Source organism: Kitasatospora sp. NPDC088779 (genome assembly GCF_040685395.1).
Taxonomy (GTDB): domain Bacteria; phylum Actinomycetota; class Actinomycetes; order Streptomycetales; family Streptomycetaceae; genus Kitasatospora.
On the sequence record NZ_JBFBHW010000015.1, the window covers coordinates 73121 to 99612 of the forward strand.

Below are 26492 nucleotides of genomic sequence, written 5' to 3' on the forward strand. Positions count from 1 at the left end.
CGGGCAGGCCGGGGCTACCGGCCGGCGGTGGTTCCGTATTCCTCGGGGGACCAGACGTCCTCCCGGTCCAGGGCCTGCGGCGCGTACTTTCCGAGCGCACTGATCAGCAGTCGGAGTTCCAGCGCCAGACAGTCCACGAAACGGCGGAGCCCGGATTCCCGGTCCTCCGCCACGGCGAGCAGCGCCGCCCGCCCGAGGCCCACCGCGCGGGCCCCCAGGGCCAGGCTCTTGACCGCTCTGGCGCCTTCCCAGATGCGCCCGGAGACCAGCAGCGAGGGCGGCGGCGCGACCGCCAGCCGGCGCAGGCACTCCGCGAGCGGCAGTCCGACGTGCGGCAGGAACACCCCGGGCGCCCAGCCGGTTCCGCCTTCGGCGCCGTCCACCACGACGGCGTCCGCCCCGGCCTCGTGCGCCACCCGGGCGGCCTCGGCCACGTCCCGGCCGGGGTAGAGCTTCACCCAGATCCGCACCCGGGGGTAGTTGTTGCGCATCAGCCGGATCTGCTGGCGCAGGATCTCCGCGGTGAAGGTACCCGGGGTGGCGGCGCGCAGCACCCGCCCGTCGCCGAACAACGGGTCCAGCCCGAAGCGGTCGCCCAGCGCGGCGGCGGCCTCGGCCTCCAGCACGGTCATGCCGCCCAGGCCCGGTTTGGCGCCCTGGCCGACCTTCAACTCGAAGGCCAGCCGTCCGGATTCCAGCAGGGGCAGGGCGGCCGGGTCGCTGTGGACGAGGTTCCACACCTCGGCGTCGGCGTCCTCGGTGCTCTGCTGGACGGCCACGCCGCCGAGGCCGTCCGGGAGTTCCTCGGTGTAGGCGCGCAGCCGGCCGAGCAGCGTGCGGTCGGCCGCCTCGCCGAGCCTGCCGTAGCCGTTCACCGGCACCACGTTCTCGCCGATCACCATCGGGATGCCGAGCGCCCCGGCCTGCCGGCTCAGCGCCAGCCCGAGGTCACCGCCGGCGGCCCGGGTGGAGCCGGTCGCGGAGACGTACACCGGCAGCGCGGAGGCGAACCCTCCGATGGTGGTGGCCAGTTCGACGTCCCGGTAGTCGGGCTCGCGGCCGAGGTCGATCAGCTTGGCCAGCCGCTGCGGCAGGAACAGCGGCGGGACGATCCGCAGCGCGTCCAGGGCGTCCGGCGGCGCCGCCCGGTCCGCCGCGCCCGGCCGGCCGGCGCCGAACAGCACGTGTCCGTACTCCTCGGCGGGCGGGAAGGCGGCGGCGGCCCCGGCGCGGGCCCGATGCCGGACCTCCTCCTCCGGGAATCCCGGCGCGCTGAGGTCGCTCACGGGGACACCACTCCGGCGATCTTCGGGAAGGCGCTGGCCTGCCAGACGGCGTCCAGCCCGGCGACGTACCGGGTGAGCCTCTCGACCCCGATGCCGAAGCCCGCGCTGGCCGGCACCCCCTCGCGCACCAGGTCCAGGTACCAGCGGTACTTCTGCGGGTTCTCGCCGGTCTCCCGCATCCGGGTGACGATCTCCGCGTAGTCGTTGGTGCGCTGGCTGCCGCTGCACAGTTCACCGTAGCCCTCGGGCGCCAGCAGGTCGAAGTTGCGCAGCAGGCCCGGGTCGTCGGGGTGCTCGCGGTCGTAGAAGCCGCGCGAGCCCTTCGGGTAGTCGGTGACGAAGAACGGCCGGTCCCGGCGGGCCGACAGCAACGCCTCGCCCTCCCAGTCGAGTTCGGCCTCGGGGCTCTGCGGGTGCCCGATGCCCTGGAGTTCGGCGACCGCCTCGGCGTGCCGGATGCGGCCGAAGGAGCCCTGCAGCAGTTCGGCGAAGGCCTGCGGGTCCCGGCCGAGTTCGGCGAACTCCTTGGGCAGCGCGCGGACGGTGCTGTCGACCATGTGCACCACCAGGTCCTCGGCCAGCTGGACGACGTCGTCCCGGCTCGCGCCGGCGACCTCCACGTCCAGCTGGTGGAACTCGGCGAGGTGGCGGCTCGTCCCGGCGGTCTCCAGCGGTTCCAGGCGGACGTTCGGGGCGATGCAGAAGATCTTGTCGAAGGCGAGCAGCGAGGCCTGCTTGTACAGGATCGCGCTGGTCATCAGCTTGTAGCGGTGGCCGTAGAAGTCGATGTCCACCTGCTTGGAGCCGCGCGCACCGGGATCGGTGACCGGGCCGATGATCGGCGGCAGCAGTTCGGTGAAGCCCCGGCCGCGCAGGAACTCGCGGGCCGCGGTGAGCAGGTGCTGCTGGATCCGGAGCGCGCTGCGGGTGGCCGGCGCGGTCAGGTGCCGGCCCGGGTCGGTCGGCGGCAGGAGCGTGGGGTCGGGCATGGTCGGGTCCTCTTCTCTCGTTCTCTCGTGGAGCGTGGAGCGTGGAGCGTGGCTTTTCACCCGGCGTCTCACCCGGCGTCTCACCGTGCGGCGGGCAGGCCCCGGAGTGCGGGTGCGGGCGAGCGTTCGGCCCGCTCGTCGTAGCGCTGCTGGACCTGGGAGAGCGCGGCCAGCAGCCCGGCCGAGCCGAGGATCGGCGCGCGGCCGCCCTCGGCGAGCCCGGCGATCGGCATCGAGCCGACGGCGGACCACAGCAGCCGTCCATCCGGGCCGAGCGAGCTGCGCGTCCGCCCGGCGTTGTCGGGGTGCAGGCAGTACGGCACGTCCAGGTAGCCGGCCGCGAACGCCCGCACCAGGGCCCGCCCGACGTCGGCGTCCAGGTCGAGCACCGCGCCGATCAGCACCCTGGCCTCGGCCTCGATCCCGGTGTCCGGCGGGGCGGCGGGCCGGGGGCGGGCGCGTTCCGCCGTGGCGGCTGCGGCGGCGGTCTCCAGCGCCCGGACGTTCTCGGCGACGGTCGGGATGCGGTGCGCCTCGGCCGTGGTCTTGACGATCAGCCGGGCGGCGCCGCCGCGCACCGCGAGCCGCGCGGCGTCCTCCAGCAGCAGCCGGGCGCCGCCGGGCGAGCGCGGGTACACGCCCATGTACGCGTACACCACGAGGTGCCGGTCGACGTCCGCGAGCAGTTCGCCCGCGATCCGGCCGAGCGCGGCCAGCGCCTCCTCGTCCTGGCCGGCGTTGGCCTGCTGGGCGTAGCTGAGCGAGATGCTGCGCAGCCCGTGCTGGCGGAAGAACAACGCCTCCAGGACGCTGATGGCGATCAGCAGCGAGGGCGGGCAGAGCTGGCCCATCATGCAGCCACCGAACGTCTCCAGGTGCGGATCCGCACCGAACTCCCGCATGGACGACAGCAGTTCGCAGCTACGCTGCCAGCGGGCCACCGCCTCGTGCAGCGGGGTGCGGCCGTACGGCAGGCAGTAGGAGACCGGTCCGCCCTCGGTGGCGTCCAGGCCGGCCGCCAGCAGCGCCCCGATGATGTGCTCCGGCGCGGCCGAGCCGTGCCGGACCTGCACCGGGAAGCCCGCGTCCGCCACGCCGGCCAGGACCGCCCGGGTGACCTCGACCGGGTGGGTGGCGATCGGGTAGCCGTTGAGGCCGGCCCCGGCGGCCAGTGCCCGCCGCGCGGCGTCGAGGTCGCCGGTGCGGGTGTAGCTGTCCAGGGTGATGGTGCCGACGGTGACGGCGGCCGCCGCCCGGGTGGCGAGCAGGCCCTCCCGCATCCGGGCCGCCTGCGCCATCCCCATCCGGGGCTGGACCACCAGTGCGCCGGCCTCCGCGGCCTGCGCCACGAACGCGCCGAAGCTCGTCACAGCAGGACCCGGGAGCGCAGCCCGTCGACGAACTCGCGGAACCCGGCCACCGCGGAGCCCTCCTCGAAGACCCGGTCGAAACCGGCCGCGAGCAGTACGCGCTCGCGGTCGGGGTCGTCGGTTCCGGCGATGCCGAGCTTGCCGCCGATGACCGTCGGGGTGCGCCGCAGTTCCGGGCAGGCGCGCAGGGCCGGGATCACCCGCAGCCCTTCCTGGTGACCGTGCCCGTTGACGCTGCTGACCACGATCAGGTCCGGTTCGATCCGGCGGCATTCGGCGAGCAGCAAGGCGTCGGGGACGCACGCGCCCAGGTTCGTCACCCGGTGGCCCATTTCCTCCAGCAGCAGTTGCAGGAACACCAGGTTCCAGGTGTGCGAATCCGAGGCCGTCGTCGTCACGACGACGTCCAGTCTTCTCTCTCCGTCATTTCCGTGCTCCACAGCCCAGCCCTCGTCGGTAGCGATCGTCGATGGAATTCCGCCGACGCCCCAGCCGGCGGCCCGGGAATTCCGGCGCGTATTCCGCGGCGGTCCAGCCCCACGGAGAACGCTAGGAACGATCGGGCCCGGCGACCGGCAGCTCGTGCGGCAAGATGCGGGCAAGAAGCGGCAGTATCGACACCCGGCCGGCCTGCCGCCGCGCGGTCAGCCCGCGACGGCGAGCAGTTGGACGTCCGCGGCCGGCGCGAACCGGTGCCCGGGCTCCTCCCGGAGGAGGCGGCGGCACACGTTGAGCACCGTGAAGCGCACCCCGTCGCGGGCGGGCACGCTGCGGATCAGTCCGCGCGACAGCAGTTCGTGCACCGTCGCCAGGCAGGTCTGCGGCGCCCAGCCGCTGCGGACCACCGCGTCCTCTCCCGACCAGTCGCCGGGCTCGTCCACGAGCACGTCCAGCAGGGCCCGCTGGCGTTCCGTCAACCGCTGGATCGCCGGCTCCACCTCGTCCCGGACGTCACCGCGCGTGCCGTACACCACCGGCGGCGCGGCCAGCGTGAACGGGCCGGCCGACAGCCGGGCCAGCAACTGGGCGGTGGACTGCACCAGCGTCCACCCCGCCGCGCGCTCCAACGCTCCCGGCAGGCCGTCCAGGTGGCGGCAGAGCGCGGCCACGGCGGGGGCCTCGGAGCGCTCCAGGGTGTAGCCGGGGCGCAGCCGGCGCAGGTGCGAGAGCAGCAGCCGGACGGCGCCGATCTGCGCCAACGCCTCGGGTTCGGCGTCGAGTTCGGGGGCCGGTACGGGCAGCGGGGCGAGCGGGACGACCTGCCCGCCGGGCAGCGGCCAGGCCTCCCGGGCGGTGATCAGCACCCGCAGCCCGGGGCAGTGGTGGAACAGCCCGTCCAGCCGGTCGGCGTCCACCCCGCCGTCGGCGCCGTCCAGCACCAGCAGGGCGGGCCGGTCGCCGATGTCCCGGACGATGTCGTCCATCCGGCCGTGCCAGGGAGCCGAGTCGCCGGCGCAGTCCACCCAGCGCACCGACCAGCAGGCGGCCAGGTGCAGGCGGCGGGCCACCTCCAGGGCGAGCCGGGTCTTGCCGACCCCGCCGAGCCCCACCAGCGAGACCAGCCGGTCCCCGTGCACGGCGAAGGCGTCGGACAGCACCTCGGCCTCCATCTCCCGCCCGACGATGGCCCCGCGCGCCACCGGCGGGGCGACCGGCGCCACGGCCGTCGGCTCATCGGCGAGCGGGTGCCGACGGGCGGCCTCCTCGAAGTCCGCCCGGCTGCGACCCTCCAGCCGCAGCGCGTCCGCCAGCAGCCGGACGGTCTCGTTCCGTGGCCGTCTCACTCGGCCGCTCTCCATGTCCCGGATGGCCCGCACGCTCAGGGTGGCGTGATCGGCCAGGCACTGCTGGGTCAGGCCGATCCGCTCGCGCCGCACCCTCAACTGCTCTCCGAAGCCCGCCGCCGTCCTCACCGCTTGCACCCACTGCCCGCCGTCCATGCCTCGTCTGCCCTTCGTGGTCCGGACTCCTGATGGGGGTCGGGACCAGTGGCGGCATCAGCGCTGGGTACCCGCGCGGTCCGTGGTCCGACCGCGTGGGACCCGGTGGTCAGGCTGTGGCCTCCGAACCGGTCCCCTCCGGTTCCAGATGCTCCAGGCTCGCCGTCTACGCCCGATCAACGGCCGATCACCGGCCCCACCCACGACCTTCACGCGGGCCTCACAGCCCGTCGGCGGACTGCTCCTCGAGTGCGGCGCGGGCTGTGTCCATCAGTTCGTCGAGCGCGTCACGGGTCCTGGCCATGTCCGCGATGTGCGCGTCGAGCTTCGCCCGCTCCTGCCCCATCCGCTCCAGCGCGGCCACCGAGTGCTCCTCGCTGGGCGCGTCCACGCACGGCAGCAGTTCGGCGATGGCGCGGCTGGACAGCCCCGCCGCGTAGAGGCGCTGGATGAACAGCACCCGCGCCACCGCGCCGTCGGTGTAGTGGCGCTGCCCGCTGGCGCTGCGGGTGCTGGCCAGCAGGCCCTGCCCCTCGTAGTAGCGCAGGGATCTGACGCTCACTCCGGCGCGTTCGGCGAGCTCTCCGATCCGCACGGGCACCTCCGGGTCGTGATCCCCGTCACAGGGCTTGCCTCTGACATCGATGTCAGGTTTTAGCGTAACGGAGGACGGGCCCGGGCACCGGGTCCGTGACTTCGAACGAAGGACTTCCGCATGACGACGTCCGCCACGTCCGCCACGTCCGCCACGTCGAGCGCCCTGCTCACCGGCTACCGGATCGGCGAACTCACGCTGCCCAACCGGGTGGTGATGGCACCGATGACCCGGGGGCGCGCCACCGCCGACGGTCTGGCCACCGCCTCGATGGCCACCTACTACGCCCAGCGGGCCACCGCCGGGCTGATCGTGACCGGAGGCGTCCAGCCGAGCCTGATCGGCCAGTCGAACCCGGGCACACCCGGCCTGTACACCGACGAGCAGACGGCCTCGTGGCGCCAGGTGACCGCTGCCGTGCACGCCAACGGCGGCCGGATCTTCGCCCAACTGATGCACGGCGGCCGGGTCTCGCACCCGGACACCACGGGGCTGCGACCGGTCGGCCCCTCGGCCGTCCCCGCCACCGGCGACGTGTTCACCCCGACCGGTCCGCAGCCCGCTCCGGTCCCCCGGGCCCTGGAGACCGACGAGGTCCCCGAACACGCCCGCTCCTACGCCGAGGCCGCCCGCCGCGCCGTCGACGCGGGCTTCGACGGGGTGGAACTGCACGGCGCGAACGGCTACCTGATCTCGCAGTTCCTCTCCTCCAACGCCAACCGGCGCACCGACCGCTACGGCGGCCCGGTGCGCAACCGGATCCGCTTCGCCGTCGAAGCCGCCACCGCCACCGTCGAGGCCGTCGGCGCCGCCAGGACCGGGATCCGCCTCTCCCCCGGCGGCACCTTCTGGGGCGTGGCGGAGGAGGACGTCCTGGAGCTCTACACCGCCCTGCTCGGCGAACTCGCCGGCCTCGGACTCGCCTACGTCCACCTGGAGGCGACGACGGACGAGCCGTCCCTGCTCGCCCTGCGCCGCGTCTGGCCGGGCACGCTCATCATGAATCCGGTGCTTCCGCTGGGCCCGAAGCAGGTCGACCGCGAGGCGGCGGACCACTGGCTCGGCCTCGGCGCCGAGCTGATCAGCTTCGGCCGCGCCTACCTCGCCAATCCCGACCTCGTCGAACGGCTGCGCACCGGCGCCCCGATCGCCCCGGCCGACGAAGCCACCTACTACCAGGGCGGGGACCGGGGCTACCTGACCTACTCGGCCTACCAGCACACGGTCGACCAGCGGCCGTAGCCGCCACCCGCCCGAGGCCGCCGCGGCGGCGCCCCGCCCCGGGAGGTTCAGTCCAGGAGCTTCGCCAGGACGCGGTCGAGCGCCTGGATGTCCTTCGGGGGCAGGGCGAGCAGGTCGTCGGGCGGGGTGGTGAGGATCCTGACGGCGAGGGCGGCCTTCGCCTGGCCCTCCTCGGTCAGATGGACCAGCTTGGACCGGCGATCGGCGGGATTGGTGACGCGTTCGGCGAGGCCGCGCCGCACCAGGTCGTCGACGATGACGGTGGTGTAGGGCGGGTCGCTGCCCAGCCGCTCGGCCAGGTCCCGCAGGGTGATCGGGTCGGCGCCGAGGCGGCGCAGCGCCCTGACCCGGCTGAAGCTCATGCCGAGGGCTTCGGCGACGGTCTTGCGGCGATCGTAGCGCTCCAGGACGAGCGCGTTCAGCCCCTGCCAGACCCTGGTCGCCGTCCTGGTGGCGGCCTCGTCCCCCTCGTGCTGCTCACCGGTGTGCGGGCGGTCCATCAGGTGTTCACCGTCTCCTTCGTCTCCCTCGTCCCCGGCGCCTCCGGCGTCTCCGGCGCCTCCTCGGCGGCGAGCCGCTCCGCCGTGCGCAGGGCCGTCTCCCGGGCCCAGCGGCCGGAAGTGAGCGTACCCGTGACCAGCACGGCGGCGCCGCAGCCGGCGATGATCCACCACGCCGTCCGCCCGGCGTCGGTGAAGGCCGCCGTGTGCGCGTACGCGCCGCCCGCCATCAGGGCGCCGACGACGGCCACGCCGAGGGACTGGCCGATCTGCCGGCTGGTGGAGGCCACCGCGGCCGCGACGCCGGCCTGCGAACGGGGCATGCCCGAAACGGCGGTGTTGGTGATGGGCGCGTTGACCAGACCGAAGCCGGTGCCGAAGAGCAGGTACGCGACGACCAGCACGGCCGTCGGAAGGTGGTCGGAGTAGGTGAGCGCCTGGAGCACGGCGCTCGCGCACAGGGCCGCCCCGGCGAGGAGCAGGGGGACGCGCGGCCCCCGGGAGGCGACCATGCGGCCGGACACCGGTGCGGTCAGCAGCGCCATCACCGCCATCGGCAGCATGAACAGTCCGGCGTGCAACGGGGTGAGCCCGCGCACGTTCTGCAGGTACAGGGAGCTGACGAACAGGAACCCGCCCAGGGAGGCGAAGGCGGCGACCGCGATCACGGTGGCGCCCGCGAACGGCGCGGAGCGGAAGAAGCGCAGCTCGATGAGCGGGTCGGTGCGCCTGGGCTCGTACCACAGCAGGCCCAGCAGCGCGCCCAGCGCCGCCGCCGCGCAGCCGACGACGAGCGGCGACGTCCAGCCGCGCTCCGGCGACTCGATGATCGCGTACGTGAGCGTGGTGAGCAGGACGATGACGAGCACCTGGCCGACCGGGTCCACCCGGCGGGGCCGCGGCGCCCGCGATTCCGGCACGTACCTGCGGGTCAGGAACAGCGCGGCCAGGCCGATCGGCACGTTGATCCAGAAGACGGCCCGCCAGCCGGCCGACTCGACCAGGGCGCCGCCGACGATCGGCCCGGCGGCCATGCTGATGCCCACGACGCCGCTCCACACGCCGATGGCGCGGGCGCGCTGCCGGGAGTCGGTGAAGGTGTTGCTGATGATCGACATGGCGACGGGGTTCAGCATCGATCCGCCGACCGCCTGGAGCATCCGTGCGACGACGAGCCAGCCGAGCCCGGGGGCCAGGCTGCACAGCAGCGAGGCCCCGGTGAAGACCACCAGCCCGATCTGGAAGACCCGGCGGCGGCCCACCCGGTCGGCGGTGGAGCCGGAGAGCATCAACAGGCTGGCCAGCACCAGCGTGTAGGCATCGACCGTCCATTGCAGCCCGGACACCGAGGTGTGCAGGTCGCGCTGGATGGCGGGCAGGGCGACGTTCAGGATCGTGTTGTCGAGGCTGACGATCAGCAGGCTCATGCAGCAGACGGCGAGCACGAGCCAGGGCCGTCGTTGGGCGGCGTCCGGCATGGTGGGGGCTCCACAAGTATTTGTATTGTTGAAATCATTGTGAGCATATAACTAAATCGCCGAACAGCCCAGCCCCGAACAGCCCCGGCCCGCGCAGCCCGGCCCCGCACAGCCCGGCCCAGCCCGCGAGCCGCCCCCACCCGCCCCGTCACGGGCGGGGGGCCGGCTCCGGCGGCCAGGCGCCGGCGGCCAGGACGCCGGTGGCGTAGGCGCGGGCGACCAGCGCGGTGCGGTTGGGCAGCTGCCAGCGGCGGGTGAGCCGGGCGAGGTGGTAGTTGACGCCGTCCGGGGTGAGGCCGATCTCCCGGCCGATCTGGGCGGTGGTGGCGCCGCGGGCGGCGGCGGCGAGGATCCGGGCCTCGATCGGGCTCACCTCGGGGCGGGGGGCGGCCGGCGGGGCGGCCGGCCCGGTACGGACGGGCAGCGAGAGCAGCAGGTTCGGGGTCTCCTCCGGGGTGTCGCCGACCAGGGCGACGGTCATCTCGCCGCTCCGCTCGGTGCCGTCGGCGGCCGACCAGGAGACCGGCGCCGGGTACTGCGAGCGCCGGTGCAGGCGGACGGCCTCGGCGAGCGCCGGGATGGTGGCACTGTCCCGGAGGGTGAAGAACTCCAGGATCTTCCGGTTGCGCAACTGCCCGGGCAGCAGGCCGAATTCGGCGGCCATCGCCCGGTTGACGATCATGATCCGGCCGCTGAACTCGCACACCGCCAGCGCCACCGGCACGTGGTCGAGCAAGCGCAGCGTCCGGTTGCGCCAGATGACGGCGAGGTCCTGCCAGCTCTCCGCGGTCGACTCGCAGTCGGTCAGTCTCATGCCCGGCCCCTCCCGTGTACGGCTCCCGCGTGCTGCAGACCTGACGGCCCGTTGACAAGTCTTCCGCGACCGCCGCTACTGCACAAACATGTAGTCCTCGGGCCCGGGTTCCCGCCCCGCTCGGGCGAGAGTGGAGGACGACGAGGTTTCTCCTGCCACGGAAGGCGACAACCCATGACCGAGACGATGACCCCGGCGGCAGCCGAGGCTGCGAATCCGGCCGGGGCCGGGCTCCCGCCCGAGACCCTGGTGCCCCGGCAGAGCACCGCCGGGGTGCCGCTGGTCGACATCTCGTCGGCGCCGCCGATCGCCGCCCCCGTGCTGCGCACCATGGAGCTGGCCCGGCGGCACGCCCCGGCCTTCGTCCAGCGACTGCACGGGCGGGACACCCTGATCGTCACCGGCCTGGACCTGGTCGAGGAGCTGGCCGACGAGGAGCGGTTCACCAAGTCGATCGGACCGGCCCTGGAGAACGTCCGCGCGTTCACCGGGGACGGCCTGTTCACGGCGTACAACGCGGAGCCGAACTGGGCCAGGGCGCACGACATCCTGATGCCCGCCTTCGCGCTCGGCTCGATGCGCACCTACCACCCGGTGATGCTGCGGGTGGCCCGCCGCCTGATCGAGTCCTGGGACGGCCGGTCGGCCGCCGGACTGGTCGTGGACGTGCCCGGCGACATGACCCGGATGACCCTGGACACCATCGGGCTGGCCGGTTTCGGCTTCGACTTCGGCTCCTTCGACCGGGAGGAGCCGCACCCCTTCGTCGAGGCGATGGTCCGCTCCCTGGACTGGGCGATGAACAAGCTCCTGCGCGACCCGGAACTCGACCACAGCGAGCGCGACGAGGCCGCCCAGGGCGACGCCCGGTACCTGGCCTCGGTGGTGGACGAGGTGATCGCCGCCCGCGCCGGCAGCCCCGAGCAGGGCCCGGCCGAGGACCTGCTGGGCCTGATGCTCGACGCCGTGCACCCCGCCGACGGCGGCAGACTGGACGCCGAGAACATCCGCAACCAGGTGATCACCTTCCTGATCGCCGGCCACGAGACCACCTCGGGCGCGCTCTCCTTCGCCCTGTACTACCTCGTCAAGCACCCCGGCGTGCTCCGCGAGGTCCAGCGCGAGGTGGACGCGCTCTGGGGCGACCAGGCCGACCCGGAGCCCTCGTACGAGGACATCGGCCGGCTCCGGTACACCCGGCAGGTGCTCAACGAGGCGCTACGGCTGTGGCCGACGGCCCCCGCGTTCAGCCGGGAGCCCCGCGCGGACACCCTGCTCGGCGGCCGGATCCCGGTCCGCGCCGGGGAGCCGGTCCTGGTGGCCACGATGATGCTGCACCGCGACCCCGTCTGGGGCGACAACCCCGAGCTGTTCGACCCCTCCCGCTTCGACCCCGAGCCGGAGGCGGCCCGCTCACCGCACGCCTTCAAGCCCTTCGGCACCGGCGAACGCGCCTGCATCGGACGGCAGTTCGCGCTGCACGAGGCGACCATGCTGCTCGGCATGCTGGTCCACCGCTACCGGCTGATCGACCACGCCGACTACCGGCTGACCATCAAGCAGACGCTCACCATCAAGCCCGACGACTTCACCCTCGCCCTCGCCCCGCGCACGCCCACGCCCCCGGCGGTGGTCGACGCGCCGGTCCGCGTCGCCGACCTGCCCGGGCGGGTCCGCCAGGGCACCGGCCTGCTGCTCCTGCACGGCTCCAACTACGGCGCCTGCCGCGAGTTCACCCGGCAGCTGGCCGACGTGGCGGCCGCACTCGGCTGCGACACCGCCGTCGCCCCGCTGGACGCCTACGCGGACGGGCTGCCCACCGACCGACCGGTGGTGATCACCGCCGCCTCGTACAACGGCCAGCCGACGGACGACGCGGCGGAGTTCGTCCGCCGGCTCCGGGCGGCGACCGAACAGGCCGAGGGCGCCGCCGGGTTCGCGAAGGACGTCCGGTACGCGGTGCTCGGCATCGGCGACCGGACGTACGCCGCCACGTACCAGCGCGTGCCGACGCTGATCGACGAGGGCCTCGCCGCCCTGGGCGGCACCCGGCTGCTCGCCCGGGGCGCGGCCGACGCCTCCGGCGATCTGGCCGGGAAGGTGGCGGAGTTCACCACGGCGCTGAGCCGGGCCCTGCTGGAACGGTACGGCGACGCCGCTGCACCCGTCGTCGCCCCCGGCTCCGGCACCGCTCCCGCTCCCGCTCCCGCCGAGGCCGCCCCCCTGGAGACGTACACCGTGACGGAGCTGGCCGGCGGTCCGCTGGACGCCCTGGCCGCGAAGCGCCGCGTGATCGGGCTGACCGTCACGGCGGTCGGCAGCCTCACCGACCCCGCCTACCCCCGGGTCAAGCGCCTGGTCCGGCTGGCCCTGCCGGAGGGCGTCGACTACCGCACCGCGGACCACGTCTCGGTGCTGCCGGCCAACGACCCGGCCCTGGTCGAGCGCGCCGCCAAGGTGTTCGGCACCGACCCGGACACCCTGCTCGCCATCGTGGCGAACCGGCGCACCATCCTGGCCGTGGACCGGCCGCTGACGGTTCGCGAACTGCTCACCCACCACGTCGAGTTGCAGGACCGACCGAACGCCGCCCAGCGTGCGACGCTGGCCGACCTCAACCCCTGCCCGCCCGAGCGGGCCGCGCTGCGGGCGCTGCCCGAGGACGACCCCCGGACGCTGCTGGACCTGGTCGAGGACCACCCGGCCCTGCGGGAGGTCCTGACCTGGCCGGTGCTGCTGGAACTGCTGCCGCCGATCCGGCCCCGGATGTACTCCATCTCCACGTCGCCGACCAGCGCCCCGCGCCACGTGGACCTGATGGTCTCCGTGCTCGACGCCCCGGCCCGCTCCGGCCGGGGCTCCTTCCGGGGCGTCGGCTCCGGCTACCTCGACCGGGTGGCCGTCGGGGACACCGTACTGGCGCGCCTCCAGCCGTGCCGCGAGACGTTCCGGATCGGCCACCGCGCCCCGGTGATCATGATCGCGGCCGGCACCGGCCTGGCGCCGTTCCGCGGCGCGGTCGCCGACCGCCGCGCCCTGCTCGCCTCCGCCACCGGCGAGGCCACCGCCACTGACGAGGCCACCGCCGCCGAGGCCACCGACAGGGGCACCGAACTCGCCCCGGCCCTGCTCTACTTCGGCTGCGACGCGCCCGACGCCGACTACCTGCACCGCGACGAACTGCTCGCCGCCGAGCAGGCCGGCGCCGTCTCGATGCGCCCGGTCTTCAGCGAACAGCCCGTCGACGGCCGGCGCTTCGTCCAGGACCGCATCGCCGCCGAGGGCGCGGAGGTCTGGAACCTGCTCGCCGCCGGCGCCGAGGTCTACGTGTGCGGCGACGGCGCCCGGATGGCCCCGGGCGTCCGCGCCGCCTTCCGCGAGCTCTACCTGAGCCGGACCCCCGGCGCCGACGAGGGCCAGGCCCAGGCCTGGCTCCAGGGCCTGATCGACGAGCGCCGCTACGTCGAGGACGTCTACGCGGGCCGCTGAGCCCGCCCGACCGGGAGGCCGGCCGCACCCACCCGGGGCGCGGCCGGCCTCCCGTCGCACACATATCTCCCAACTCCCCTTCCATGCAAGCCTCGACACATTGTCGATCAAGGTGTTCTGATGTTCGCACCATACGTATGACTATCCGACCAACACCTGACGGTGGGTCGGAGAAGCGGAGGAACGGTGCGGCCTGCTCGTGGCGTGGCTGTCCTGCTGGCAACGGGGGTCGTCGTGGCCCTCGGCCTGGGCACGGGAGGCCCCGACTCGAAGGGCAGACCGGCCGCCGCCGACGCCGCTCCGGAGAGCACACCCGACCCGAGCGGCACACCCTCCGACAGCCCCAGCAGCCCCGGTGCCACCCCGACCCCCAGCGCCACGCCGACCTGGGACGGCCAGGTCAAGGTGCTCGGCGACGGCTCCACCTCCGACACCGGCCCGCAGCCCAAACAACCGCGGCCCGAGAAGCTGAAGCCCGGCGAGAAGCCGCCGCAGTTCGTGGTGTTCTCCTGGGACGGGGCACTGGAGGGCGACGACGAACAGTTCTCGCGCTTCCGCAAGCTGGGTACGGAGAACAACGCCCAGATGACGTTCTTCCTGAGCGGCATCTACACCCTGCCCAAGTCCAAACGCACGCTCTACCACCCGCCGCAGCACGACGCCGGCGCCGCCGCCATCGACTTCGCCACCGACGCCCACATCAAGGACACCCTGGAACAACTGCGCCTGGCCTGGCAGGACGGGAACGAGATCGGCACCCACTTCAACGGGCACTTCTGCGGCTCCAAGGGCGGCGGCGACTGGAGCACCGAGGAGTGGAAGAGCGAGCTCGACCAGGCGCTCTCCTTCGTCACCAACTGGAAGACCAACACCGGCTTCAAGAACCTCCCGCCGCTGCCCTTCGACTACACCAAGGAGGCGGTCGGCGGCCGCGCCCCCTGCCTGGAGGGCCAGAAGAACCTGCTCGCGGCCGAGAAGGCGGCCGGCTTCCGGTACGACGCCAGTTCACCGGGCGAGTTCCAGGTCTGGCCCGGCAAGAAGGACGGCATCTGGAACTTCCCGCTCCAACTGCTGCCCTACCCGGGCAAATCGACCCAGGTCCTCTCGATGGACTTCAACTTCCTCGCCAACCAGTCCGGGGACACCACCAAGGGTGATCCGAAGAAGTACGACGCGTGGGAGAAGGAGACCCGAAACGGCTACCTCAACGGCTTCGAACGGGTCTACAACGGCAGCCGGGCGCCGCTCTTCATCGGGAACCACTTCGAGAGCTGGAACGGCGGCATCTACATGCAGGCCATCGAGGACGTGATGAAGAGCGTCTGCACCCGGGAGGGCGTCCGCTGCGTGTCCTTCCGCCAGGTCGCCGACTGGCTGGACGCCCAGGACCCCAAGGTCCTCGACCAGTTGCGCGCGCTGGACCCCGGGCAGCCGGCCGACTGGTCCCGTCTGGTCAAGTGACCCGGCCCGGGCGGCCGCGAGGCCGTGACACCGCGCCCCGCGGCCGCCCGGCCCTACCGGCCTCCCGAACCACCGGCCGCCTTCATGTACGAGGTCCAGATCTGGGTGGGCAGCGCGGAGTCCGAGGTGTCCGGGGCGGCGCCGCCCAGCCCCTCCAGCGAGAGCAGCTTCATGTCCTTCAGGTCCGCCCGGAAGACCGTGACGGCCGTGGACATCCGCGCGTCGTAGCCGACGAACCACCCCGCCGTACGGTCCGGGGTCGTCCCCGGCTTCCCCGCCAGGTCCGGCCCGGCCTCCGCCGCCGCCTTGGCGCTCCCGGTGCGGACCGCGATCTTCAGTGCCGCGTCCACCTCCCCCGCGACCTGCGGGGTCAGCGCCTGTACGGCGGTCGGCAGGCGCAGCGCGAGCGGCTCGCCGTTCCGGGTGATCCTCAGGACGGAGTACGGGTCCGTGTGGCTGCCTCCCGCGGCGAAGGCGGCGTAGGCGTCGGCGGTCCTGATCGCGCTCGGCGTGGAGTTCCCGACACCGAAGGCCGGCACCAACTCCCCCATGCTGCCCGGGAGCAGGCCCAGGTCGGCGGCGGTCTTCTGCACCCGGTCCAGGCCGACGTCCATGGCGAGCTGCATCATCGGCCCGTTGACGGACTGCTCCACCGCGCTCCTCAGGGTGACCGTCCCCCAGCTCCGCTTGCCGTCGTTGGCGGTCTTCGCTATCCGCCCGTTGCGCCCCCAGTACGGCCCCTCCGGGGTCATCACGTTCACGCCGTCGTCGCCGTCGTAGGTGGTGGTGGGCGTCACCGGGGTGCGGCTGCCGCCCCGCTGGCGCTGGACACCCTCGCTCAGGCCCGAGGCGTAGACCAGCGGGGTGAAGGCCGAACCGACCGGCACCGTGGAGGTGTTGGCGTTGTCGAAGCCCTGTTTCAGGTAGTCGGTTCCGCCGTAGAGCGCGACGATCCTCCCGTCCGGGGCCACCGAGGCGGCGCCGACCTTCAGTAACCGGTCGGCCTCGCGGCTGTCGGGGTCGATCCCCTTGGTGGCGTCCCGCACCGCGGCGGCCAGCGCGGTGACCTTCGGCTTCTCGAAGGTGGTGAAGATCTGGTGGCCGCCGAGGTCGAACTGGGCCTGCGTGATGTCGCTGTGGCCCTCCACGTAGGTCCTGGCCATGTCCACCAGGTACCCGACCTGGCCGCTCAGCCCCGCCGCCTTCGGCTGGGTCCTGGGTTCGGGGAACACCGTGTACCTGGCGCGCTCGGCGGCGGAGAGCTTGCCGACCTTCACCATCCGGTCCAGGATCCAGGACCACCGCTCCTCGGCCCGCCGGTGGTTGTTCGCGCTGATCCCCGGATCGAACTGCCCGGCCCCCTTCAACAGGGCGGCGAGGAAGGCCCCTTCGCTCGGGTTGAGCTGCGAGACGTCCTTGCCGTAGTACGCCGCCGCGGCCCGTTCGATGCCGTAGCTGCCGCGCCCGAACCAACTGGTGTTCAGATAGCCGGCCAGGATGTCCGGTTTGCTCATCCGCCGGTCCAGTTTGATCGCGATGACGATCTCACTGAGCTTGCGCGAGACGTCCTGACGCTGGTTCAGGTAGCTGTTCTTGACGTACTGCTGGGTGATGGTCGAGCCGCCCTGGGTCTCACCGCCCGTGGCCATCTGGTAGACCGCGCGGCCGATGCCCGTGAAGGAGATCCCCGGGTCCGAGTAGAAGGTCTCGTTCTCGGCGGCCAGGACGGCCCACTGCACCGACTCCGGCACCCGGTCGAGCGGCACCTCCTGCCGGTTGGTCTCACCGATCCGCGCCATCTCGGTGCCGTCCGCCCAGAAGTACACGTTGTTCTGCTGGGTGGCGAAGGCGTTCAGGTCCTCCGGGACCTGGGTGGTGACGTAGAACCAGGTCAGCCACCCCGTCAGCACCGCCGCCCCGGCCCCCGCCACCAGGAGCAGCTGCCGCCAGGACGGGAGCCAGCGGCGGACTCCGCGCCGCCCTCTGCGCGGGTAGTCGATCCACCGCCGCCCTTCGGGCTCCTCCCCTCCGGGCTTCTCCTTCTCGGCCCCGCCACCTTGGTGAGCACGCACAGTCCGGTCTCCGATTCGCTCGTGGGCACAGACCCCCGAACTCAGACGCGATGAGGGTCGGACCACGGCACAACGGAATTGATGTGATCACGGTCATACCGCGCGGACCGGCGGGGCGGCGCAGACCCGCCCGGCCTGGGGTTTCACAGCGCCGGCCGAGGAGGTGGACCACGGGAAACGACGACGCCGGGGTGCCTTGTGGCACCCCGGCGGGTGGTCGAGGGCGAGGAAAGCGAACGGGCTATGTCAGGTGGAGTGAGAAGGAAGCCCGTTCATGGCCTCGCCGGGGCCAACGGTAGCAGTCAGGCGGGGATCAGGTCGCGCAGGTTTTCCGGGGTGATGACGACGGAGTCCGGGTGCAGGCCCTCCGGGCGCTCCAGGCCGATGTACGTGACCGGGCCGGCCGGGATCGCCGCGCCGTCCCACAGCGTGGTGGCGGTGGCGCGCTCGCCCATCAGCCCGGTCAGGTGGCGGACCGTCAGGTGGTCGCGCTCGACGATGCCGCGCAGCAACGTGGCGACCGACACCCGGTTCCCCTCGACCCGGTTGGAGTTCGGGTTGCCCTTCAGGTACAGGTGCAGCCACTTGGCGTGCCAGCGGCCGTCGTCCCCGCGCAGGAAGGCCAGTGGCAGGGCGACCCGGCCCGGACCGCGCAGGTCCGACTTCATGCGGACGGTGCGCGGTTCGAAGGGGCGGCCCTGCTGTTCGGCATCGCGCAGCATGAAGCCGAAGAAGGACTCCTCGACCTCCTCGAAGCCCTCGCCGGAGAAGATGTTGACCTGCGGGACGATGGAACTGCCGCGTACGGCGCCCAGGCGCAGGTTGATGAACTCGGAGCCGCCGTCGGTGGCGTCGGTGACGTCGCCCGAGTGCTCGCCCTCGAGCTGGGTGAGCGAGGTGTAGGAGAGCCAGCCGAGCGTCTCGTAGGAGTCGTCGAGCAGCAGGGCGGACAGGTCGAAGTCGGTGCTGTGGCTGGTCTGCTTCCAGTAGACGAAGAAGCGCAGCAGTTCGCCGTCGACCGGGGTGAGGGAGCCGCGGGGCAGCACGCCGAGTCCGGCGGCGGTGGCCCTGCCGCTGAGCGGGAGTGCGACGTCGAGCACGTCGGGGTCGATCAGCAGGTGCCCGGGGTCGGGGAGGCGGCGGCTCGTCTCGGCGTCCAGGGCGGCGAGCAGGCGGTCGCGTTCGGGTGCCGGCAGGGGCGGGCGGGTGTCGCCGGTGACCCAGGCGCGGCCGAGGCGGTTGACGAAGAGGCGGCGCCCGTCCGCTTCCCCGGTGCGGTTGTGGAGGTGTTCGCGGACCGACAGCAGGACCCGACCGGAGACCTGCGGGGCGGCCTGCTCGACGGCGGCCACGACGGTGTCGCGCTCCTCCGGGGTGCGGCCCGCGCGCAGCAGCCGGTCCAGGGACCGGAACAGCATGCCCGGGGCGGCGGCCAGCAGCCGTACCGCGCCGGTGACGTCGTCGGCGCCGAGGAGTTCCTCGACGCGGCTGGTGAGGGAGCGGGCCGCCAACTCGCCGCGGGCGACGGCGAACACCTCGGCGGCGTGCGGCCAGCGCGGGTACTCGTGCGGGTGGAGGCGCTCACCGAGGCGCTTGAACGCCTCGCGGTGCGCGGTGACGTCGGCGAGCTTGGCGGGGTTGGCGGCGACGACCGCGTCGAGGCCGGCCAGCAGGGCGCGGCGGGCCGGCCGTGGCAGCGCCCGGAACCGGGTCGGTTCCGCCAGGGTCACGTCGCCGTCGGACAGTGCGCAGGCCAGCCGGAGCACGTCGGTGACGGTGTCCAGGAGGAGGTCGGCACCGGCCCGGAGGCGGGCGAGGTTGACGACGGCGCGGTTCTCCCGGACCGGGATCGCCTCGGGCTGCGGACCGGCGACGCAGTGCCCGGCGAGCACGCCGAGGTCGCGCAGGCCCTCCTCGCCCAGCGGGGTGGTGCTGCCGGCCAGGGCCAGGTAGAGGGCCGTCACCTCCTCGTCCAGGGCGCCGCCCAGGTGCAGGACCGTCATGCGGTCGCCCGCGGCGGCGATCAGCTCGTCGTGGGCGGCGAGCAGTTCGGCGTAGCTGTGCTGGTACCTGCCGTAGGCCGGGAGGGTCAGCAGGTCGACCACGCCGGTGCGCAGTTGGGCGAGCACGCCGTCCCGTGACGCGTCGTCGGCGAGCGCCCCGGCGATGCAGTGCGTCCAGAACTCGAAGGTGTCCGGCACGTTGAGCGGGAAGTCGATGAAGTAGGCGTTGTGCCCGACGTGGTCGCCCACCAGCTCCCGGACGGTGCCCAGGGTGCGGGCGGCGGTGTCGACGACCGTCGCCCCGGGCAGCCCCGACAGGTGCTCCAGCAGGCCCGCCGAGAGCTTGAAACCCACGGACATCAGTGCGGCGTCGAACTGCCGCGCCGCGACGGCGCCTTGCCCCGCCGGACCGCCCGGCCAGGAGGAGGCGGGGAGGTGGTGGGTGTGCCGGACGACGATGGGTTCGAGACGGTGGACCATGCGGTCATGCTCGCAGAACGGCGCGGGGCGACGCATGCGGGTTTCCGGGCCCGCCACCGGTAGGTCCCGGGAAGTTGGCTAGACAGGAATTGGCTGAAAACTCATGCGGCGTTCGCTGGAGGACCTCGTACGGCCCGGCTGCGGCACCTATGTTCGAACCTTCTTGGCACCCCCCTTACCCCGAGAAGGAAGGACACCACGTGGCCTCCATCGACCGGCGCCGATTCCTCCAGCTGAGCGGCGCGTCCGCAGCCGCCGCAGGCCTCGGCGCGTTCCCGCCCGCGGTCAGCAAGGCCCTGGCACTGCCCGCGATCGGCCGGACCCGCTCGATCGAGGACGTCGAACACGTCGTCGTCCTGATGCAGGAGAACCGTTCCTTCGACCACTACTTCGGCACCCTGCGCGGCGTGCGCGGGTTCGACGACCCGCGCCCCACGCTGCTGCCCGACGGCCGGCCGAACTGGCACCAGCCCGCCGCCGCCGTGAGGACCGACCGCTACCACGACCGCGGTCTGCCCGCCTCCGAGCAGGAGGTTCTGCCCTGGTACATCGACCCCAGGAACACCACCGAGTACCAGGCCGGCACCGACCACGGCTGGAGCAGCGGCCACCTCGCCTGGAACGAGGGGCGCCACGACCAGTGGGTGAACCAGAAGCAGGACGTCATGACGATGGGCCACCTCAAGCGCCAGGACCTGGCGTACCACTTCGCCCTGGCCGACGCCTTCACCCTCTGCGACTCGTACTTCTGCTCCGTCCACGCCGACACCGCGCCCAACCGCATCTACCTGTGGACCGGCACCAGCGACCCGCGCAACGTGTACGGCCGCAAGCCCAACGGCCCCGGCCTGGAGGAGCGCAACAACACCAACGGCTACACCTGGACCACCTACCCCGAGCGCCTGGAGAAGGCCGGCGTCAGCTGGAAGCTGTACCAGGGCGGCTCCGGCGAGCCGGGCACCCCCACGGACAACTACACCGACAACTCGCTGATGTTCTTCGAGCGGTACCAGGTCGCCGAGGGCGCGTCGGGCCCCCTGGTGGACAAGGGCGCCACCGACCACACGCTGAAGGAGTTCCGCGCCGACGTCCAGCAGGGCCGGCTGCCGCAGGTCTCCTGGATCGTCCCGCCGTACAAGTACAGCGAGCACCCGTCCGCGACGCCCACCGACGGCGCGTACTACATCAACCTCGTGCTGGACGCGCTCACCTCCAACCCCGAGGTCTGGGGCAGGACGGTCTTCCTCATCAACTACGACGAGAACGACGGCCTGTTCGACCACGTCGTCCCGCCGATGCCGCCGGTCGTCAGCGGCCCGGGCGGCCAGGGCATCGTCTCCGCCGACCTGAGGGCGAGCCTGCGCGACGAACTGCTCGACCTCGGCAAGCACCCGGGCGAGATGAGCCCGCTGGTCCCCGGCGCCGACCCGGGCGGCCTCCAGCCGATCGGCCTCGGCCCGCGCGTGCCGATGCTGGTCATCTCCCCGTGGTCGCGCGGCGGCTGGGTCTGCTCGGAGACCTTCGACCACACCTCCGTCCTGCGGTTCCTGGAGGCCCGGTTCGGCATCGAGGAGCCCAACATCAGCGCCTGGCGCCGGTCGGTCTGCGGCGACCTCACCTCGGCGCTCGACTTCTCCGGCACCGACCCGCGGCCGGTCTCGATCCCGGTGCCCGCGCCGATCGCCTCGCAGGGCAAGCCGTACCAGGTGCCGCTGCCCCAGCGGATGCCCACCCAGGAGCCCGGCGTCCGGCCGGCCCGCGCCCTCCCGTACGACCTGGTGGTCAACGAGGAGGAGACGGACACCCCCGGGCGGTTCCAGCTGGATCTGGAGAACCGGGGCGAAGCTGGCGCCTGGCTCTACGTCTACGACCGGACCGCGCCGAAGGCCGCTCCCCGCCGCTACACCATCTCGGGCGGCGACACCCTCGGCGACTTCTGGCCGCACTCCGCCTCCGGCGACTACCACCTCGCCGCCCACGGCCCGAACGGGTCGGTGTACGAGTTCGAGGGCAGCGCCCGGACCGAGCTGGTCGCGCTGTTCGACCCGCAGAAGTCCAAGGTGCGCGTCAAGGTCACCAACAACGGGCCGGTCACCCGGACGGTGACCGTCGCCAACGCCTACGCCAAGGGCTCGCAGCAGAGCCGCAGCCTCCGGCGCGGCGCCTCGGCCCAGTTCACCTTCGACATACGCCCCGACAGCCGCTGGTACGACATCACGGTCGCCGCCACCGACGGCCCGACCTTCCGCCGCCGCTGGGCCGGCCACCTGGAGAACGGCCGCCCCGGCACCAGCGACCCCGGCCCCCGCTGACCGACGGCGCGGCCCTGACCGTCGGCACGGCGCCCGACCGACGGCGCAGCGCCTGAACCGGCCCGCCGCACCGGCGTTTCGTCCTACGCCGGTGCGGCGAGCCCCAGCGCCTGGCGGTACCAGGGGGCGGCGGCGGGCAGCCGGGCGAGGGGGCCGGGGCCGGGCGGGCAGGCGGCGAGGCGCCAGACGTCGTCCCCCCGGTACCAGTGGTCGCGGGCGATCAGGGAGAACTGCCGCTCGGAGACGCGGCCCGGCGTGGCGGCGAGCAGACGCCGGCATTCGTCCCACGAGGCGTCGGGGCCGTCCGCGCCGTCCGGGCCGTCCGCGCCGGGCAGGGCGGGCAACAGGCCGAGGCCGGCCAGGGCGGCGAGCAGGTCGCCGGACCGGACCGGGTCGGGGTGGCTCGCGTGCTGGACGCCGGGCGGGACGGCGTGGTCGTCCAGGGCGAGCGCGGTGATCAGCCGGGCCAGGTCGGCGCGGTCCACCACGGAGAGCCTGGCGTTCCCGCCCGCCCAGGGCACCGGCACCCGGCGGACCAGTTCGGCCAGCGCGGGCACCACCCAGCGGTCGCCCGTCCCGGTCACCAGGCCGGGCCGCAGCACGACGGCACCGGCCGCCAGCGCGACGCGTTCGCCGAGCAGCCTGGTCCGGCTGGCCTCGGAGACCGGGGCGGCCGGCACCTCGTCGACCCCGATGCCGGAGTGCGGCCCCTCGCCGTACACCGCGGTCGTCGACAGGTGGACGATCCGGCGCACCCCGGCCCCGGTCGCGGCGGCCGTCACCGCCTCGGTGCCGCGCACGTTCACCGCCGCGCACTCCTCGGCGCCGCCGGAGACCCGGGAGGCCAGGTGGAGCAGGACGTCGGCACCCTCGCAGAGCGCGGCCAGCGCCGCCCCGTCGGCGAGGTCTCCCGGCACCCAGGCGGCCGGGCCGCGCCCGTCCGGCACTTCGCGGGCCAGCGCGCGCACCCGCGCGCCGCGGGCGGTCAGGGCGGCCAGCACCGCGGAGCCTATGAAGCCGGTCGCCCCGGTCAGCGCGACCGTGGTGCGCTCCGGGTGCCGCCGTCCCGCCGCCATGCCGCACCCCTCGCCGTCCCGCCGTCCCGGCGTGTCCCGTGTCGCCGTCCCGGCGTGTCGCCGTCGACCGGCCGGTCAGTCTATCCAGCCGCCACCCGCCCGGCGGCCACCCGTACGGAGGGGGCGGGGCACGGCCCGAGGTAAGGCCCACCTAGGCTGTAGGCCAAGCAAAACGGGCGAACCGGACCCCCTCCAGGGGCCACGAGGACGGAAAGCAGGGCCCCCCGATGGGCGACGGAATGTCAGGCATGCACCACCACGGCGGGATGACCCAGCTAGGCCCGTTCACCTTGTCCAACGTCTGGACCTGGTCCCCCGACTGGGTGTTCCTGCTGGGAGGCCTGGCCGCCCTGGCGCTGTACGCGGCGGGCGTGGTCCGGCTCCACCGGCGCGGCGACCGCTGGCCGATCGGCCGGATGGTCGGCTGGGCGGCCGGTGTCGGCAGCTTGATCCTGGTCACCTGCACCGGGCTGAACGACTACGGCATGGTGCTGTTCAGCGCGCACATGATCCAGCACATGGTGCTGTCCATGCTGACGCCGATCCTGCTGCTGCTGGGCGCCCCGATCACGCTGGCGCTGCGCGCGCTGCGGCCGACCGGCAAGGGCCGCCCGCGCGGGCCGCGCGAGCTGCTGGTGGCGCTGCTGCACAGCCGGTACGTCCGGGTGATCTCGCACCCGGCCTTCACCATCCCGATGTTCATCGCGAGCCTGTACGGGGTCTACTTCACCCCGTTGTTCGACTTCCTGATGCAGTACCGCGCCGGGCACATCTTCATGATGGTGCACTTCCTCCTCACCGGTCTGGCCTTCTTCTGGCCGATCATGGGCGTGGACCCGGGCCCGCACCGCCCCGGCCATGTGATGCGGATCATCGAGCTGTTCATGGGCATGCCGTTCCACGCCTTCTTCGGCGTGGCCGTGATGATGGCCAGCCACCCGCTGGTCACCACCTTCACCGTGGAGGGCGCGCCACCGGGCACCAACCTCCTGGAGGACCAGAAGCTGGCCGGCGGCATCACCTGGGCGTTCGGCGAGATCCCGACCGCGATCGTGCTGATCGCGCTGGTGTACCAGTGGATGCGCTCCGAACAGCGGCAGGCCCGCCGCTCCGACCGCGCCGAGGAGCGCAGCGGCGACGCCGAGCTGGAGGCGTACAACGCCTATCTGGCCTCACTGCACAAGCGCGGCCCGCGCCCGGCGGCCCCGGCCGCCCCCGCCGCCGCTGTCACCCCCGTCACCCCGGCGGCCGACGCCGGCTGAGCCCACTGCCGGCTGTACCACGGAACCCCCGTCCCCTGTGGAACGGGGGTTCCGCCGTATACGTTCGGACGGTATGCACGCTCTGCTGATCGTCGCCGTCCTGCTCGGCGGGTACGTCCTGCTCTGGCTGCTCGGCTTCCTCGGCTGCGCGCTGCGGCAGGGGCGCCGCCCCGCCCCCGTCGGGGCGGACTACCTGGTCGTCCTCGGCGCCGCCCTGGACGGCTGCGAGCCCGCCCCGCCGCTGGCGGCCCGGCTGGAGGCCGCGCTGGAACGTTTCGCCGCCGAGGAGGCCGCCGGGCACACGCCGCTGCTCCTGGTCACCGGCGGGAAGGGCCCGCACGAGGAGTGCACCGAGGCCGCCGCGATGGCCCGCTACCTGACCGCCCGGGGCGTCCCGGCCGACCGGATCCGGCGCGAGGAACGGGCCGTGAACACCGTCGAGAACCTGCGTTTCAGCGCGGCGCTGATGGCCGCCGAACGGCCCGGCTACCGGTGCACGGTCGTCACCAGCGGCTTCCACACCGCCCGCACCGCGCTCGCCGCCCGCCGGGCCGGCGCCCCCGGCCGGGTGGTCGCCGCGGACGGACTGCTCGCCCACGGCCCGTACGCACTGCTGCGGGAGGCGGTCGGCACGGCACTCGCCTACCCGCGCGCCAACGCCGCCGCCCTCCTGCTCCTCGCGGGCACCGGGGTCCTCCTCGGCTAGGCGGACCTATGCCCCGGGCCCGGCGGCTGCTACTGGAGCCTCCACTGCTGGTTCCAGCCGCTGTTGCAGGTCCAGACGCCCAGGGCCTTGGCGTCCTCGTCGTAGGTCAGGCAGTCCTGGTCGGTGATCCGGATCTGGTACTGGCCGTCGCCCTGCGCGACGAGCTGCCACTTCTGCTCGTCGGCGCCGGTCCACGGCTTGGCGTCGGCGACGTAGCCCTTGGTGTTCTCGGTCAGCGCGAGGCCGGACACGGCGCTGGTGATCTTGTAGCGGCCGTTGCCCAGTGCGGTGAACTGCCAGCCGGTGTTCTTGGGGCCGCTGGTGCCGGCGAGGATCGAGGGGCCGGAGGCAGCCCCGGTGGCCACCGGGCCCCGGCCGGTCTTCACCTTGGGGTACAGCAGCCCGGTCACGGCGTCACCGCCGCCCTGGTGCGCGGGCACGCCGGGAGTGGCGGTGCCGCCGGTGCTGACGCCCGGCACCGTACCGGGCTTGGCCGGGACACCCGGGGTGGCGGTACCACCCGTGCCGACGCCCGGCACCGTACCGGGCTTGGCCGGGACACCCGGGGTGGCGGTACCACCCGTGCCGACGCCCGGCACCGTGCCGGGGATGCCGGGGGTGACGGGGACGCCCGGGGTGCCGGGGGTCCCCGCGATGTCGGCCGGGATCTCGCGGGCCGGGAAGTGGATGATCCGCTTGCTGTCGTAGCACCGGATCAGCACGCAGGACCGGGAGGTGGTCACGGTCCGGTCCGAGTCGCTGCCGACGAAGGCCCAGTTCCCGTAGCCGCCGTCGCCCTTGTTGGTGAAGGTCGACTCGCCCGCGAAGACCCAGATCCGGAAGTCGTCGTAGCCGGTCGGGCCGCCCTCGCTGTCGTGGTGCTCCAGCTTGACGGTCTGGTCGATCAGCACCCCGCGCATGTCCGCCTCGTAGACGTTGCGGAACCAGAGGGTGTCGTACAGGTCGGTGCCGTCGTACTTGAACACCATCACGTTGAACCCCGGTGCGGCGGCGCTCAGTTGGCCGGCCATCCCCTGGGTGAACGCCGCGTTGTCGGCCTGCGCGGTGAGGGCCGCGCTGCGGAAGCCCCCGATCATGGCGCCGATGGAGCTGATCAGCGCGCTGTAGCAGTTGCCGTTGCCGATGTTGGCGGGCCCGCCGACGCCCGGCTCGATGCCCGGGCAGTCGGTCGCCGCCGAGGCCTGCTGCGGCACGGCCATCAGGCCGGTCGAGGCCAGGGCCGCCAACAGGGTGCCGGCGACGGCCCGTTGGGTGGCCCTGGTCGTCCGGCGGGAGGAAGCGCGCATGCTGAAGTGCCCCGATCATTCGGCGAGGTGGCGTCCGTCTGCGGATCCGCAGCGGAGAGCGGTCCTCCGGATGCTAGGGCCGCTCACCGGCACCACCCGCGATCTTGACG

The 26492-nt window shown here is 73.3% G+C and carries 19 protein-coding genes; 6 read left to right on the forward strand and 13 right to left on the reverse strand.

Translation table 11 applies throughout. The features are described from left to right. Positions 1-14 precede the first annotated feature (14 nt). The 6 genes from AB0P03_RS16825 to AB0P03_RS16850 form a co-directional block, all read right to left on the reverse strand. A complete protein-coding gene (locus AB0P03_RS16825) occupies positions 15-1286 on the reverse strand; it encodes a glutamate synthase-related protein (protein WP_363586020.1) in 1272 nt (423 codons plus the stop codon). Continuing rightward, positions 1283-2275: an asparagine synthetase A gene (locus AB0P03_RS16830; protein ID WP_363586019.1), complete on the reverse strand. Its 993-nt coding sequence runs from the start codon at positions 2273-2275 to the stop codon at positions 1283-1285. The genes AB0P03_RS16825 and AB0P03_RS16830 overlap by 4 nt, the downstream gene beginning before the upstream one ends. A gap of 80 nt (positions 2276-2355) precedes the next feature. Beyond that, positions 2356-3645 carry a methylaspartate mutase gene (locus AB0P03_RS16835; protein WP_363586018.1) on the reverse strand — a complete coding sequence of 430 codons (1290 nt, stop codon included), beginning with the start codon at positions 3643-3645 and terminating at the stop codon, positions 2356-2358. Then, on the reverse strand, positions 3642-4085 hold the full coding sequence (locus tag AB0P03_RS16840; RefSeq protein WP_363629446.1) for a cobalamin-dependent protein: 444 nt from the start codon (positions 4083-4085) through the stop codon (positions 3642-3644). Before AB0P03_RS16840 ends, AB0P03_RS16835 begins: the two co-directional genes overlap by 4 nt. A gap of 204 nt (positions 4086-4289) precedes the next feature. After that, positions 4290-5585 carry a helix-turn-helix domain-containing protein gene (locus AB0P03_RS16845; protein ID WP_363586016.1) on the reverse strand — a complete coding sequence of 432 codons (1296 nt, stop codon included), beginning with the start codon at positions 5583-5585 and terminating at the stop codon, positions 4290-4292. A 220-nt stretch (positions 5586-5805) separates the two neighbouring features. Continuing rightward, positions 5806-6180, reverse strand: a complete 375-nt coding sequence (locus tag AB0P03_RS16850) for a MerR family transcriptional regulator (protein ID WP_363621023.1) — start codon at positions 6178-6180, stop codon at positions 5806-5808. A 120-nt stretch (positions 6181-6300) separates the two neighbouring features. On the opposite strand from AB0P03_RS16850, the gene AB0P03_RS16855 reads away from it, so the two are divergent. Further along, the gene (locus tag AB0P03_RS16855; RefSeq protein WP_363629448.1) at positions 6301-7422 is read left to right on the forward strand and encodes an alkene reductase; all 1122 of its coding nucleotides are present in this window, start codon (positions 6301-6303) and stop codon (positions 7420-7422) included. Between the two features lie 47 nt (positions 7423-7469). Here AB0P03_RS16855 and AB0P03_RS16860 read toward each other — a convergent pair whose 3' ends face one another. From AB0P03_RS16860 to AB0P03_RS16870, 3 genes are all read right to left on the reverse strand, one after another. After that, on the reverse strand, positions 7470-7922 hold the full coding sequence (locus AB0P03_RS16860; protein ID WP_363629449.1) for a MarR family transcriptional regulator: 453 nt from the start codon (positions 7920-7922) through the stop codon (positions 7470-7472). Continuing rightward, entirely contained in the window at positions 7922-9400 is a 1479-nt protein-coding gene (locus tag AB0P03_RS16865; protein WP_363629451.1) for an MFS transporter, read from the reverse strand. The genes AB0P03_RS16860 and AB0P03_RS16865 overlap by 1 nt, the downstream gene beginning before the upstream one ends. 148 nt (positions 9401-9548) lie before the next feature. Beyond that, complete coding sequence (locus AB0P03_RS16870; protein WP_363629453.1) at positions 9549-10214, reverse strand: LuxR C-terminal-related transcriptional regulator; 666 nt, start codon at positions 10212-10214, stop codon at positions 9549-9551. 174 nt (positions 10215-10388) lie between these two features. On the opposite strand from AB0P03_RS16870, the gene AB0P03_RS16875 reads away from it, so the two are divergent. Continuing rightward, positions 10389-13703, forward strand: a complete 3315-nt coding sequence (locus AB0P03_RS16875; protein WP_363629455.1) for a cytochrome P450 — start codon at positions 10389-10391, stop codon at positions 13701-13703. Positions 13704-13907: 204 nt separating this feature from the next. Next, complete coding sequence (locus AB0P03_RS16880; protein WP_363586009.1) at positions 13908-15164, forward strand: hypothetical protein; 1257 nt, start codon at positions 13908-13910, stop codon at positions 15162-15164. Positions 15165-15217: 53 nt separating this feature from the next. On the opposite strand, the gene AB0P03_RS16885 is transcribed toward AB0P03_RS16880, so the two are convergent. Beyond that, positions 15218-17236, reverse strand: coding sequence for a transglycosylase domain-containing protein (locus tag AB0P03_RS16885; RefSeq protein ID WP_363629457.1), 2019 nt, complete (start codon positions 17234-17236; stop codon positions 15218-15220). Between the two features lie 302 nt (positions 17237-17538). Beyond that, the gene (locus AB0P03_RS16890) at positions 17539-19719 is read right to left on the reverse strand and encodes a hypothetical protein (RefSeq protein WP_363629458.1); all 2181 of its coding nucleotides are present in this window, start codon (positions 19717-19719) and stop codon (positions 17539-17541) included. Between the two features lie 200 nt (positions 19720-19919). Between AB0P03_RS16890 and AB0P03_RS16895 the strand changes: the two genes are divergently transcribed. Continuing rightward, on the forward strand, positions 19920-22031 hold the full coding sequence (locus AB0P03_RS16895) for a phosphocholine-specific phospholipase C (RefSeq protein WP_363629460.1): 2112 nt from the start codon (positions 19920-19922) through the stop codon (positions 22029-22031). Between the two features lie 83 nt (positions 22032-22114). On the opposite strand, the gene AB0P03_RS16900 is transcribed toward AB0P03_RS16895, so the two are convergent. Then, complete coding sequence (locus tag AB0P03_RS16900; RefSeq protein WP_363629462.1) at positions 22115-23107, reverse strand: NAD(P)-dependent oxidoreductase; 993 nt, start codon at positions 23105-23107, stop codon at positions 22115-22117. 248 nt (positions 23108-23355) lie between these two features. Between AB0P03_RS16900 and AB0P03_RS16905 the strand changes: the two genes are divergently transcribed. Both AB0P03_RS16905 and AB0P03_RS16910 read left to right on the forward strand, forming a co-directional pair. Then, positions 23356-24369, forward strand: a complete 1014-nt coding sequence (locus AB0P03_RS16905; protein WP_363586004.1) for a cytochrome c oxidase assembly protein — start codon at positions 23356-23358, stop codon at positions 24367-24369. A 73-nt stretch (positions 24370-24442) separates the two neighbouring features. Beyond that, complete coding sequence (locus AB0P03_RS16910; protein ID WP_363629464.1) at positions 24443-25075, forward strand: YdcF family protein; 633 nt, start codon at positions 24443-24445, stop codon at positions 25073-25075. 29 nt (positions 25076-25104) lie between these two features. On the opposite strand, the gene AB0P03_RS16915 is transcribed toward AB0P03_RS16910, so the two are convergent. Next, on the reverse strand, positions 25105-26382 hold the full coding sequence (locus AB0P03_RS16915; protein ID WP_363629465.1) for an RICIN domain-containing protein: 1278 nt from the start codon (positions 26380-26382) through the stop codon (positions 25105-25107). Positions 26383-26492: the final 110 nt, after the last annotated feature.